This is a genomic window from Pantoea agglomerans (assembly GCF_021397715.1).
GTDB classification, from domain to species: Bacteria; Pseudomonadota; Gammaproteobacteria; order Enterobacterales; family Enterobacteriaceae; genus Pantoea; species Pantoea astica.
The window spans coordinates 4061028-4074334 of record NZ_CP090207.1; the positions used below are offsets into that span (position 1 = coordinate 4061028).

Annotated in this window: 11 protein-coding genes, 4 tRNA genes and 1 other RNA gene; all 16 read right to left on the reverse strand. The window is 56.5% G+C overall.

The window, feature by feature from the left end; translation table 11 throughout:
- Positions 1 to 873: 873 nt before the first annotated feature.
- A non-coding RNA gene (locus LZU96_RS19265) (RtT sRNA) lies at positions 874 to 1003 on the reverse strand.
- Between the two features lie 34 nt (positions 1004 to 1037).
- A tRNA-Pro gene (locus LZU96_RS19270) sits at positions 1038 to 1114 on the reverse strand.
- Between the two features lie 20 nt (positions 1115 to 1134).
- Positions 1135 to 1221, reverse strand: a tRNA-Leu gene (locus LZU96_RS19275).
- Between the two features lie 16 nt (positions 1222 to 1237).
- Positions 1238 to 1313 (reverse strand) — tRNA-His (locus tag LZU96_RS19280).
- Between the two features lie 102 nt (positions 1314 to 1415).
- A tRNA-Arg gene (locus LZU96_RS19285) sits at positions 1416 to 1492 on the reverse strand.
- A 158-nt stretch (positions 1493 to 1650) separates the two neighbouring features.
- Entirely contained in the window at positions 1651 to 2391 is a 741-nt protein-coding gene (gene wecG / locus LZU96_RS19290) for a lipopolysaccharide N-acetylmannosaminouronosyltransferase (RefSeq protein WP_233985660.1), read from the reverse strand.
- 25 nt (positions 2392 to 2416) lie between these two features.
- Positions 2417 to 3760: an ECA oligosaccharide polymerase gene (gene wzyE, locus LZU96_RS19295; RefSeq protein WP_233985661.1), complete on the reverse strand. Its 1344-nt coding sequence runs from the start codon at positions 3758 to 3760 to the stop codon at positions 2417 to 2419.
- Positions 3757 to 4824 carry a TDP-N-acetylfucosamine:lipid II N-acetylfucosaminyltransferase gene (locus tag LZU96_RS19300; protein WP_233985662.1) on the reverse strand — a complete coding sequence of 356 codons (1068 nt, stop codon included), beginning with the start codon at positions 4822 to 4824 and terminating at the stop codon, positions 3757 to 3759. Before LZU96_RS19300 ends, wzyE begins: the two co-directional genes overlap by 4 nt.
- The gene (gene wzxE / locus LZU96_RS19305) at positions 4821 to 6071 is read right to left on the reverse strand and encodes a lipid III flippase WzxE (RefSeq protein ID WP_233985664.1); all 1251 of its coding nucleotides are present in this window, start codon (positions 6069 to 6071) and stop codon (positions 4821 to 4823) included. The genes LZU96_RS19300 and wzxE overlap by 4 nt, the downstream gene beginning before the upstream one ends.
- Complete coding sequence (gene rffA / locus LZU96_RS19310; protein WP_233985665.1) at positions 6071 to 7201, reverse strand: dTDP-4-amino-4,6-dideoxygalactose transaminase; 1131 nt, start codon at positions 7199 to 7201, stop codon at positions 6071 to 6073. The genes wzxE and rffA overlap by 1 nt, the downstream gene beginning before the upstream one ends.
- A complete protein-coding gene (gene rffC, locus LZU96_RS19315) occupies positions 7188 to 7895 on the reverse strand; it encodes a dTDP-4-amino-4,6-dideoxy-D-galactose acyltransferase (RefSeq protein WP_233985666.1) in 708 nt (235 codons plus the stop codon). The genes rffA and rffC overlap by 14 nt, the downstream gene beginning before the upstream one ends.
- Positions 7873 to 8754, reverse strand: coding sequence for a glucose-1-phosphate thymidylyltransferase RfbA (rfbA, locus tag LZU96_RS19320; protein ID WP_233985667.1), 882 nt, complete (start codon positions 8752 to 8754; stop codon positions 7873 to 7875). Before rfbA ends, rffC begins: the two co-directional genes overlap by 23 nt.
- Positions 8755 to 8772: 18 nt before the next feature.
- Positions 8773 to 9843, reverse strand: coding sequence for a dTDP-glucose 4,6-dehydratase (gene rfbB / locus LZU96_RS19325; RefSeq protein ID WP_233985668.1), 1071 nt, complete (start codon positions 9841 to 9843; stop codon positions 8773 to 8775).
- Positions 9840 to 11099, reverse strand: a complete 1260-nt coding sequence (wecC, locus tag LZU96_RS19330; RefSeq protein ID WP_233985669.1) for a UDP-N-acetyl-D-mannosamine dehydrogenase — start codon at positions 11097 to 11099, stop codon at positions 9840 to 9842. Before wecC ends, rfbB begins: the two co-directional genes overlap by 4 nt.
- Positions 11096 to 12226, reverse strand: a complete 1131-nt coding sequence (wecB, locus tag LZU96_RS19335) for a non-hydrolyzing UDP-N-acetylglucosamine 2-epimerase (RefSeq protein ID WP_262287777.1) — start codon at positions 12224 to 12226, stop codon at positions 11096 to 11098. The genes wecC and wecB overlap by 4 nt, the downstream gene beginning before the upstream one ends.
- Before the next feature lie 10 nt (positions 12227 to 12236).
- On the reverse strand, positions 12237 to 13286 hold the full coding sequence (gene wzzE, locus LZU96_RS19340) for an ECA polysaccharide chain length modulation protein (protein ID WP_233985670.1): 1050 nt from the start codon (positions 13284 to 13286) through the stop codon (positions 12237 to 12239).
- Positions 13287 to 13307: the final 21 nt, after the last annotated feature.

Here is a 13307-nt window from a genome sequence, read left to right on the forward strand (position 1 = left end):
TCCCAGGTTTATGTTGCATCAGCAAACATAAGAGGTGGAATGAGCATCTACAAAATCATTATTGCATAATTCATGCCAGGTTTATGATTTTTTTTAAAACCTCAATAAATCAGCAAGTTAAAGAATTAACTGAAAGCATCTTGCGGGAGACCTGCCGGGAAGTGTAGGTATTTAGCGACAGCGGTGACTTTCTCTGTCTCTGAATAGAGACAGTTAAAATAAACTGACTGTGAACGCAATAATAACAATGACTTATCTGTCGGCAATTCACGACGCTGCCGATCCAGTTCATACTGCTGGCGAAATCAAAGTGGGATGAATCTGGCTACACGCGCAGACACGCTTCTACCATTGGGCAGGCTTCAGGAAGCATACGCCTTTCGCAAAGACGCAAAAAACGCCTTCACTGGCGGGCTCAGTGCGGGCGATTACGCACCTCATCCCTGAGGTGCGCCCGTAGCCAGGCTAACGCTTTGCGTTGTTTAAAAACGTTCCCCGCGGTTTTGTCTCTGGCCCGCGATGCTTTGCTACAGGCGTATGCTTCCTTCGCTTCACGTCTGGCAGACACATCAGGTACTTAGATTAGCACTCCAGACGGTTGCCAGCCCAAACCAGAGTCAGTCTGCCCGCAATGCAAATGCTCAACGCGCAGGGAATAGGGTCAGAGGAGGAAAGCGTCCCGCGCCAGGGACGGCGCGGGCCGAGCGGCCATGGATGGCATTAGCGCCTTTCCGATCTGACCGTATTCCCTGTGCAGGCTCGAACTTACAGCTACGCTGTTCCTCTGCCCCCTACCCCAATCTCCCGCAGAAATTCTCATCCTCTTTTTATTCAGCCGAAAAAAAACCTGTCTTTTCAGACAGGTTTCTAAAATGGTCGGCGAGAGAGGATTACCCGGCTCTGCGAGCCGCGCCCTGCGGGCCGTTGCTGAAGCAACGTTGTCTCGCTACGCTCGGCTCAAACCTCCTTCGGAGATTCTCATCCTCTTTTTTTACTCAGACGAAAAAAAACCTGTCTTTTCAGACAGGTTTCTAAAATGGTCGGCGAGAGAGGATTCGAACCTCCGACCCACTGGTCCCAAACCAGTTGCGCTACCAAGCTGCGCTACTCGCCGATTTTTTTAACTGTTTTGCCTGGTGCGAAGAGAGGGACTTGAACCCTCACGTCCGTTAAGACACTAACACCTGAAGCTAGCGCGTCTACCAATTCCGCCACCTTCGCGTATCCCAGCAAAATCTGGGGTGGCTAATGGGACTCGAACCCACGACAACTGGAATCACAATCCAGGGCTCTACCAACTGAGCTATAGCCACCACAATACTTAATGTTACAAGTTCAAAACCTGCAGCATCTGAATCTTTACTGCCAACTAACGCGGTAAATCAAACCACCGAAGCTCATGCGCACAAACGATATGGCGCGCCCGACAGGATTCGAACCTGAGACCTCTGCCTCCGGAGGGCAGCGCTCTATCCAGCTGAGCTACGGGCGCGTAGCGCCGTTGCGGATGTGCATACTAGAGATAAGCGCCAATCGTGTCTAGTGCTTTTTCAATAAAAAAACGCGTTTGATTACGCTTTGTGCATTTCGTCGACAAATAGTGCACTTCTCCCGCCGTAACGGGTAAAAACGCGGCATTAATCAGCAATATCAGAGATCGCCCCGCCAGTGATAGCGCAAATATTTCAGCAGTTTTAATTGCCGCCGCAGGCGACTCGGTTGCCTGATCAGCCGGTAGAGCCACTCCAGTCCGAGCCGCTGCCAGATTTTAGGCGCACGCTTCACATGACCGGTGAAAACATCGTAGGTGCCACCAACACCCATATAGAGCGCATCAGGCCATTGAGCACGGCACGCCAGCATCAGCAGCTCCTGACGAGGAGAACCCAGCGCCACCGTCACCAGCTTCGCGCCACTGGCAGCCACGCGGGCAAACAGTGCGTCCTGTTCGGCTGGGGCAAAGTAACCATCCTGCGCCCCGACAATGTTCACATTCCACTGACGACGCAGCTTGTCGCAGGTTTCATCCAGCACCGCCTGACGTCCGCCGATCAGAAATACCGGCGTGCCTTCGCGTCCGGCCCGCTCCATCAGCGCTTCCCATAAATCTGCGCCCGCAATGCGCTGCACCGACGCCTGCGGGTATTTTTTACGAATTGAACGGACGATGCTGATGCCGTCCGGGTAAGCGAACTCCGCCTGCGCTAACAGGTTACGCAATCCCTCATCCTGTTCAGCAGTCAGAATCTTTTCTGCATTAATAGCCACTAAGATGCCGCTGCGCACGCCCTGCGGCGGCATTAAAAAATCCACCGCCGACGGCATACTGTCGAAGCCATACAAGGTGACGCCGCGAATCAGGTACTGCGGCGAGTCAGGTAACTTTGTCATATCTTCCGTCAATCCCAGAGGTTATTCAGGAGGGGCTATGTAACACCCGCCTGCTGCGGTCGCGAATTAAACCAGCGCGATCCAATAACCAGAATAGTAATTTAGCCAGGCCCAGGCAGGCGGCAAAAATAATCGCGAAAAACACCACGCGTGAGCCAAACGCATCCAGCCCTTCACGGGCCAGCACGATCATGTTGAACACCGCACCAAAACAGAAACTTTGCAGGATCGCCCCGCTGTAGCGATTGGTTTCCTGGCAGCCGCGCGCATAGAGCGCATCGAAGGCTTTAATAATCATCCCCACCGCCACCGCGCCAACAGGAATCGCCCAGACGCCACCCATTACCACCAGCGAGCCGATCAGCGTCGGTGAAATGGCCAGTCCCGAGTGGTTGTTCAGCACTTCCCAGGTGAAGTAGTTTGCGCTGTTCAGCACCGCCAGCGGACGATCCGGCCACAGCCAGCTGGGGATAAAGACATAAAAGTCACGCCACAGCGGCGCCAGCCCCTGGAACTCAATACGGGCATAGTTATCCAGCAGTAACGCCAGATTCTCCCACGGCGAGAAGGTATCACGCGTCAGGTAAAGGAAGGTGTAAAACGCTTCATCGCCCATGACGTCGAGGTTGTAACGGCGCAGCGCCAGCCAGAACATTCCGGCAATCGCCATGACGCCTGCGGTCGCCAGCATCCACAGCGTAATCCAGCCGCGGGTGATGCCGATAAACAGAAACAGGGCGAAGGCGATAATAATATTGGCCCGGGTCCCGCCGACCAGCGCATAGGTCAGCAAACCAAACGCGACTGTCACCACCAGAAACAGCAGCCAGTTGCGCTGCGTCGGACGCAAAAAATAGGGGATCAGCATCGCCGGAATAAAGAAATAGAAGAAGCGTTTCAGCGCCACGCCAGAGACTTCACTGGAAAAAATCTGGTTATAGGCGGTCAGGCGGAACAGCAGAAACCCATTGTGGATGAAAAACACCGTCACGGTACCCAGCGCCACCAGCGCCAGAATGACACAGGTCAGATGGGTTTCGACCCGATTCATCTGCAGCCAGGGTTTAGCGGGCGGAGCATTAGCGGGCCTCAGCCGTACCTTATAGCTAACGTAGTAGATGGCATAAAAACCTGTGGCCGACAGCAGCGCCTCCAGCAGTGAGGGCACCGGCACGACCCCGACATTGAAGCGGAACACCAGTATGCTGGTCAGCGGAAAACCAAAGTAGAAGGTCAGTAAAAACAGCAGAGTGAAGAACAGGTGAAAGTTAAAACGCACCCGCTTAAACTCCCGCCAGGTCAGGGTCAGAATAAACCCCAGCGACAGCAGATAAACCATCAGCAGACCGCTAAACTGCATAAGGCTCATGACAACTCCCCTTCGCTGAGGCGTAATGCGTTGCGCCATCCCGCCAGATAGCCGGGGGCAAAAAAGGCGATCGCCTGCTTATCGCAGCCAGCCAGCTGACGGCGTGCTTCGGCAACGACCGCTGGCGTCAGCGCATCCTCACTGAACAGCACCGGCAGCTGCTGCTCCGCTACATCCCGCCAGAACGGATTTTTACGACTCAGAACAAACGGCACGTTGGCCTGAATCAACAGGCATAAAGTCCCGATGCCTTGCTGGCGTTCAAACATAAAATAACCGACATGGCAGCGCGCCAGCAGCGCTAAATAGTTATCAAACGCCATTTTTTCAGTGATCAGGTTCACCTGACCCTGCGGAAACAACGCCTCAGCCGCTGCCTGCACCTGACTGATATAAGCCTGATTGTTCGGCGGATAACCCAACGGCACCTCGATGCGCACCTGGTCGCCAAACTGCGCGCGAATCGCCTTCAATCCATCAATGTGCCGGTTGCTGGGATCGCCTGAATTTCCCAGCAGCAGAGTAAACGTCGGATCGGGCGCAGAGTGAATCGCGACTTCCGGCATGCGGGTCGGGAAATAGAGCAACGCGCCCGGCACCCGACGATGGCGCTGCTGGTAATGATGCAGATCGCCGCGGGTGGCAAAAACCTGCGCCACCCGTCCCTGCGCCATCCGGCGCAGAAAATAGAACAGGCGAAACTTCAGGCTGCGTGAATCTTCATACAGATCGGCGCCCCAGACGTGCCAGAACAGCTGGGAACGCTGCAGCTTACCGCTGAGTAGCGCCAGCCAGATCCAGGGATTGAACTGGCCGTGGCAGAAAAAGCGTTGCTGACGATTGCTGGCCCGCTGCAATACCGCCTGCGCCAGCGCCTTTTTACTGGTAAAGCACTCAATCTGTAAGGCACCGAACGGCGCTACGCTCTCAGGCTGCTGCGTCACCACCATAAAGTGGCGAGGTTTGGCCGCAGGCTGTTCAACGCTCAGTACGTCGTTGAAAAAGCGCAGCACCGTAAGGTTGTGGTGGGGAATATCCGATCCCAGAACGTGAATTAAAGTCATTTTTTCCGGCAATAAATCATAAAGGCGCCACAACACAGGGCGAAATAAGCCATATAGGTAAACATGTAGGCCTGCGCCGCACCCGTTGCGCCATGTAACGGGATCAGCCAGCGTGAGAACAGCGTCAGCAACACAAACTGGCTGATCTCAGTCAGAACATAAAAGCGCAGCGAGGCTTTGGCGATCACCAGATATCCGAAAACGTAGGCGCCCACTTTAAAAACATCGCCACACAGTTGCCAGATAAACAGATCGCGCATGCCGCGAAACGCATCGGAAAACAGCAGGCTGATGGCAATATCACGCAGAACCCAGACGCCAAAACTGGCCACCGCCACCGCCGGCAGCACAAAGCGCAGAGCACGCCCTATTTCCAGCGCGATATCGCGTTTGTTATCCAGTCGCGCCAACGTCGGCAGCAGCCAGACGCTGAAGGTAGCGGTGATAAATTGCAGGTAGGCATCAGAGATGCTGGTCACGCCCTGCCAGAGACCGACCTGCGCCCAGCCCTGCTGCGCCGCCAGCAGGTTACGCATCATCACCCAGGCCACCGGCAGCGTTACGGTGGTAATCAGCGCCATCAGGGTATATTTGGTCAGGTTACGGGCCAGTTCAGGCTGCCATTGCGGACGCAGCCAGCTGAGCGGCAAAGGGATGCGGCGTTTCAGCAGCGCCATCGCCGGTAGAAGCAGTAACGCCGGTACCAGCGCCAGCCCGATCAGTGCGCCCTGATAACCGCCAAACCACCAGCACAGCAGATAGCCGGCGACCCCAATCAGGCTGCCGAGAATCAGCGCCAGCGCATTGCCGCGCGCATCACGATAGCCTTTCAGCAATGCCAGACTAAAGTTCGCCCAGGCAATGCCGAGCTGAAGAAACGCCACCACGCGGATCACGTTCTGATAGCGATCGTGACCAAACAGCGCATGGCTGATCGGCCCAGCCGCCAGCAGGAACAGCAGCGCCAGTACGCCGGAAAAGCCCAGCACCATGGTCGACGCGGTACCGACCAGCGCCCGCAACTGCTCCGGCTGCTGCTGATATTGCGCCACATAGCTGGTCACGCCGTTGAAAATGCCGGCACCGGCCAGCACGCCCAGTACGGTGATCAGCTGACGAAAGTTTCCAGCCTGACCGACGCCTTCCGGCCCGAAGCTGACCGCCAGCAGTTTGACCACCAGTAACCCGGCAACAATTTTTACCAGCGTGGACGAGGCGGTCCACACCGAGGCTCTGGCGAGTGACATCAGGAAAAGAAGCTCAGCAGCGAGCTGATAACCGTGCTCTGGTTATTATCCGACAGGTTGTAAAACAGCGGCAGGCGCAGCAGACGCTCACTTTCCACCGTGGTGAAACGATCGACGCCAGCAAACTGCGAAAAGCGCTGACCGGCGGGTGAACTGTGCAGCGGAATGTAGTGGAACACCGTCAGTATCTCGGCTTCTTTCATCCAGTTGATCAGCGCCTGACGATCGTCCTGATCGCGCAGTTTGATGTAGAACATATGCGCATTGTGCTCGCAGCTGGCAGGGATCACCGGCAGATCGATGCGCCCCTGCTCCGCCAGCGGCTGAAGCGCATCGTAGTAACGCTGCCAGAGACGCAGCCGTTGCTGATTAATACGTTCGGCCGCTTCCAGCTGCGCCCAGAGATAGGCCGCCTGCAGATCGGCCATCAGGTAGCTCGACCCCATATCGCGCCAGGTATATTTATCCACCTGACCGCGAAAGAACTGGCTACGGTTAGTGCCTTTTTCCCGGATGATCTCGGCGCGTTCGACCAGGCTGGCATCATTGATCAGTGTCGCGCCACCTTCGCCGCCGGCGGTGTAGTTTTTGGTTTCATGGAAGCTGAAGCAGCCAATATGGCCGATGGTGCCCAGCGCACGGCCTTTGTAGCGTGACATCACGCCCTGCGCCGCATCTTCTATCACAAACAGATTATGCTTCGCCGCCAGCGCCATAATGGTGTCCATTTCACAGGCCACGCCTGCGTAGTGCACCGGCACGATGGCGCGGGTTTTTTCAGTGATGGCCGCTTCGATCAGCGTTTCATCAATGTTCATGGTGTCTGGACGCACATCGACAAACACAATGCGCGCACCGCGCAGCACAAAGGCGTTGGCAGTAGAGACAAAGGTGTAGCTCGGCATGATCACTTCATCGCCAGGCTGCAGATCGATCAACAGCGCCGCCATCTCCAGCGACGCGGTACAGGAAGGCGTCAGCAGCACTTTTTTGCTGCCAAAGCGCTGCTCCATCCACTGCTGGCAGCGACGGGTAAAACCGCCGTCTCCGCACAGCTTGCCGCTGTTCATTGCCGACTGCATGTACTCAATTTCGGTGCCCACAACCGGGGGTGCGTTAAATGGAATCATGACCTTTCCTGTAGAACCAGTAGGCGGTGCTGTCGATGCGGGCACCGCTGCGTAAATAGAGGCGCATCGCCGTAAGATTGCTGAGCTGAGTGGCGACATGGAGCTGCGCCAGCTGCCGCGCCCGCGCCCAGTCTGCTGCCGCCAGCATCAGCCGCTGACCCAGCCCCTGGCCCTGCGCGTCAGGCAGCACCGCCAGCAAGCCGATGCGGGCATCACCGTCCACTTCACGCAACGAGACGAAACCCTGCAGTTGGCCTGTGGCATCCGCAGCTACCAGGCATTGGTGATCAAAGGTGCCACGCACCGCATTTTCAATCCACTGGGCGTAGAAACGCCCGCTGGCGTCGGGCGCATACCAGGGCGCGCGGAAACGGCTCTGACTGAACAGCTGCGAGGCCGCCTCGCGCAGTGACGGAATCTGCGCCTCGCGCGCAATGCGAATGCCGCTCTGTCGTTCGGTCTGTTTAATCGCCAGCGTCAGGTCCGCTTCGCCTTCCACCAGCTGGAACCGGTGCTGCTGCAGCGTATCAATCAGTGCGGTCTGGCTGGCAGGTACTTTAATCTGCAGCAGCGCGCAGGGATGCTGCAACGCTGCGTCCAGCGCAGTATCACCGTTAGGATCCAGCCGCACGGTGTCGATACCGAAGAACTGGCTCTCCCAGCTAAGGGGATTAATATTGACGTGGACGGGCATGTAATAAATCCAGCAGGTATTGGCCGTAGCCAGTTTTCGTCAGCGCTTCGCCGGCCGCACGTAGCTGGTCATCACTCAGCCAGCTGTTGCGCCAGGCGATCTCTTCCAGGCAGGCGATTTTAAAGCCCTGGCGCTTTTCGACCGTCTGCACAAACATGCTCGCTTCCACCAGGCTGTCATGGGTGCCGGTATCCAGCCATGCGAATCCCCTTCCCAGCAGTTCGACAGTCAGCTCACCGCGCTCAAGGTACATCTGATTAATAGCAGTGATTTCCAGTTCGCCGCGTGACGAAGGTTTCACCTGTCTGGCGAAGTCGACCACCTGATTGTCGTAGAAATAGAGGCCGGTGACCGCCCAGCGGGATTTCGGTTGCGCTGGCTTTTCTTCAATAGAAATCGCTTTAAAGTCATCATCGAATTCCACCACACCAAAGCGTTCGGGATCCATTACCTGATAACCAAACACAGTTGCGCCGCGGTTCTGCTCTGCGACTTTCTTCAGCTTCGGACTGAAGCCCTGGCCGAAGTAAAGATTATCACCCAGCACCAGGCAGCAATTGTCGTCACCAATAAAAGATTCACCGATGATAAACGCCTGCGCCAGCCCATCCGGATGAGGCTGAACCGCGTAACTCAATCGAACACCAAATTCCGTCCCGTCGCCAAGCAGGCGTTCAAACTGCGCCCGATCTTCTGGTGTAGTAATCAGCAAAATATCGCGAATACCCGCCAGCATCAGCACTGACAGCGGGTAATAGATCATCGGTTTGTCATAGACCGGCAGCAGTTGTTTTGAAACTGCACGGGTGATGGGATGTAAACGTGTGCCCGATCCTCCGGCTAAAATGATGCCTTTCATCGCTGCTCCTTTCGCTGTTTATTGCGATAAGCCGAGGCGCTCGCCACGGTAGCGGCCATCGAGAATGGCTTGCCACCAGTCGGGATTCGCCAGATACCAGGCGACTGTTTTACGCATGCCGCTTTCAAACGTTTCCTGCGGCGTCCAGCCTAATTCGCGCGCGATCTTACTGGCGTCAATTGCGTAACGCTGGTCATGGCCGGGCCGATCGGTAACGTAGGTAATCAGGTCGCGATAATGGGCCAGCCGCTGCGGTTTTAGATCTGCCGCCAGCTCTTCCAGCAGGCTGCATACGGTTTCCACCACTTCAATATTACGCCGCTCATTATGGCCACCAATATTATAAGTCTCACCGGGCTTGCCCTGGCTGACCACCTGATACAGTGCGCGGGCATGGTCTTCTACATAGAGCCAGTCACGTATCTGTTGTCCGTTGCCGTACACCGGCAACGCTTTACCCGCCAGCGCGTTAATGATGGTGAGCGGGATCAGTTTTTCCGGGAAATGACATGGACCATAATTGTTTGAACAGTTGGTCACCAGCGTCGGCAAACCGTAGGTTCGGCGCCAGGCACGGACTAAATGATCACTGCTGGCTTTACTGGCAGAGTAGGGGCTGCTGGGAGCGTAAGGCGTGGTTTCGGTGAAGTAATCCTCGCTGCCATGCAGATCGCCAAACACTTCGTCAGTTGAGATATGGTGGAAAATAAACGCCGCTTTGCGTGTAGCATCCAGCGCTTGCCAGTAAAAGCGTGCAGCTTCCAGCAGCTGGTAAGTTCCAACGATGTTGGTTTCGATAAAGGCAATCGGCCCATCAATAGAGCGATCAACGTGACTTTCCGCAGCCAGGTGCATCACACAATCGGGCTGATAGCGGTCAAAGATCTGATCGAGCGCCGGGCGATCGCAAATGTCAGCCTGCTCAAAGTTAAAACGTGGCGAATCGGCGACGCTGCTTAGCGAAGCCAGGTTGCCAGCATAGCTGAGTTTATCGACCACCACGACCTGATGATCAGTTTCGGCAATCAGAAAGCGCACCAGTGCCGAGCCGATAAAACCGGCACCGCCAGTAACCAGAAAACGTTTCATCGCCAGACGCCTTTGGTATCAACCACCCACTGCTGACGGACTGCGGCGGCATCCACTGCGCGGAAAGCGCGGTGATCAACCAGCATCACCAGAATGTCCGCCTGTGCCAGCGCCTGCTCGCTGGAGACCAGCGTGGCTTTGTCATTCAGCACCTCCGGAATCTGATCGATGTGCGGTTCAACCACCCAGCTGGTGCCGCTATGCCAGTCAGCAATCAGTCGCGCAACGCCCATTGCCGGACTTTCGCGCAGGTCATCAATGTCAGGCTTAAAGGCCAGACCGAAACAGGCAATGGTCAGATCGCTGGCACGCTTGCCGGTTTGCGTCAGGCTGTCCGCCACCGCCGTTTTGACCTGATCCAGTACCCATTGCGGCTTGGCGTCATTCACTTCGCGCGCGGTCCGAATCAGACGGGCCAGTTCAGGATTCTGCGCCACGATAAACCAGGGATCGACGGCGATGCAGTGCCCGCCCACGCCCGGGCCAGGCTGCAGAATGTTAACGCGCGGATGACGATTGGCCAGCGCAATCAGTTCCCAGACGTTAATCCCCTGAGCGGCGCAAATCAGCGACAGCTCATTTGCAAAGGCGATATTAACGTCACGGAAGCTGTTTTCGGTCAGCTTACACATCTCAGCGGTGCGGGCGTTGGTTTCCACGCATTCGCCTTTCAAAAATAGCCGATAGAGTTCACTGGCGCGTGCCGAACAGGCTGGTGTCATGCCGCCAATCACCCGATCGTTATTGATCAGCTCTACCATCACCTTGCCCGGCAGCACCCGCTCAGGACAGTAAGCGATAAAAATATCGGGCGTCTCACTCTGCTGCGGGAAACGCAGATCGGGACGCGCAGCCGCCAGCCACGCGGCCATCTGCTCGGTGGTGCCGACCGGCGAGGTAGATTCAAGAATCACTAAATCGCCCGGTTTCAGGACCGGCGCGATCGACTCTGCTGCGGCTTTCACAAAGCGCAGATCGGGCTGATAGCCCGCCTGGAACGGCGTTGGCACCGCAATCAGAAACGCGTCAGCGGCTTCCGGCTGGGTGGTCGCCCGCAAATCGCCGCGCGTCACGGCAGCGTGCACCACCTGGTCTAAATCGGGTTCCACGATATGAATCGCGCCACGATTAATGGTGTCAACCGCACGGGCATTGATATCAACGCCCACCACTTTTTTTCCCTTTGAGGCAAAAACGGCTGCCGTTGGCAGCCCAATGTATCCCAGTCCAATCACGGAAATGGTTTCAAAACTCATAAGTCGGCTCGGTTATCTTTTAAGGCTTGTAAAATACGGCCACAGGCTTTGCCATCGCCATACGGATTATGGGCATGGCTCATCGCCTGCCAGGCGTTATCGTCAGTCAGCAGGGTGCTGACCTCAGCCACGATTCTGGCAATATCCGTCCCCACCAGTTTTACCGTACCGGCATCGACCGCTTCGGGCCGCTCGGTGGTATCACGCATCACCAGTACCGGCTTGCCCAGCGATGGGGCTTCCTCCTGAATCCCTCCCGAATCGGTGAGAATCAGCCAGGCGCGGTTCATCAGCCAGACAAAAGGCAAATACTCCTGGGGCTCGATCAGAATGATATTTTCAATGCCGCTAAGTATACGGTTAACCGGCTCGCTAACGTTGGGGTTCAGGTGCACCGGATAGACGATTTGCGCTTCCGGATGCTGACGCGCAATCTGCGCCAGCGCGCTACAGATGCGCTCAAATCCGTCGCCAAAACTTTCACGCCGATGGCCGGTGACCAGCACCAGCTTCTTGCTGTCGTCGAGGAACGGATAGCGGGCCGCCAGCTGAGCATTCAGATTGGTGTCATCCAGCACCCGATCGCGCACCCATAACAGCGCATCAATCACCGTGTTGCCGGTCACCACGATGCGCGCATCCGGCAGATTTTCCTGCAGCAGATTCTGGCGCGATCGCAACGTCGGTGTGAAATGGAGACGGGCAAGATGGCCGGTGAGTTTGCGGTTTCCCTCTTCCGGCCACGGCGAGGCGAGATCGCCGGTGCGCAGTCCGGCTTCAACATGACCCACAGGGATTTGCTGATAAAACGCCGCCAGGCTGGCCGCTAAGGTGGTGGTTGTGTCGCCGTGAACCAGCACAATGTCCGGTTTGAAGTCGAGCAACACGTTCTTCATGCCCTCTAAAATGCGGCAGGTGATCTCGGTCAGCCCCTGCTCTGGTCGCATAATATTGAGGTCGTAGTCCGGCTGCAGCTGAAACAGGCGCAGCACCTGATCGAGCATCTCGCGATGCTGTGCCGTGACGCACAGCCGCGATTCAAAAGCCGGATCCTGCGCCAGCGCCTGAACCAGCGGTGCCATTTTAATTGCTTCAGGACGGGTACCAAATACTGTCAGAACTTTCACACTGTTTCTCTCAATGACGCTGGTCTGAGATCAGACGCGGACGACGTGTCAGCGCCACACCAGCACCCACCAATGCCCCTACGGCACCCCACATAATCATCATGAACAGGCGGCGCGGACTATCACGCGACACCGGCTCTTCCGGGGTACGCAGGTAACGGTAAGTCTGGAACTTGCTGTTCAGTGTCGGGCCGGCTACCAGCGTGGTCAGCATGGCTCTGTTCTGATCATAGCTTATATCGAAGTTGGGTCCGGTGGCGCGCAGGGTATCAAGCTGCCCCTGTAACACCGGCTTGCCCAGCAGAAACAGATCGCTGTCCGCCAGGTTTTCCCCGGCTTCGCGCGCCTGCTTTTCATTAATCCCCTGCTGGCTGGCGATCTTCAGCGCCTGCTCCAGGCGATGTTGCTGACGCTGAAACACCGCGTTAGCCACATCTTCCTGCCGTTTGACCTGCGCCTGAAGCTGCGCCGTCCGTGCCTGCCAGGCACCTTTAAACTCTTCATTCAGATGGCGTGCCGCCCGCTCGCTGGCGTAAGCAATGTACTGGCGCAGCAGGTTATTGGCATCGCTGGCGGTTTCCGCTTTAAGGCGGACATTGTCCGGCAGGTTATGTGCTGCATCGGCTGGCGTGAACACAATATTGCTGATCATATCGTCGAGCAGCGCGGCATCGTTGTGCGCGTTACCGGTTTTACGGCTTTTATAATAATCGGTTTGCTGCCAGAACTCGCGGCGCGTATCCCACGAGGCGAGTTGCATGGTGAACTCCTGATAGACCTCATCCATCACCGTGGGCGAGGGAGCAGAGAGCGTCAGCGCGTTATTGCGCACATCCAGGTTGGCAAGAAACTGCTGCTGCGCATAGTAAGAGCCCAGCATGTTGACGGTCGGGCGATCGGTAACCGCGGTGGTGCTCCAGACCTGCCTCATCAGCAGGGTCGCCAGCCAGGCGACCAGAGCAAACAGCAGCGCCAGCCCGACAATCCAGCGCTTGCCTTGCCATAAACGGCAACACAGGCCGCGAATATCCAGTTCGTTGTCCACAATCTCAGCAGGCATGGCAGCGTTATCCTTTATCAG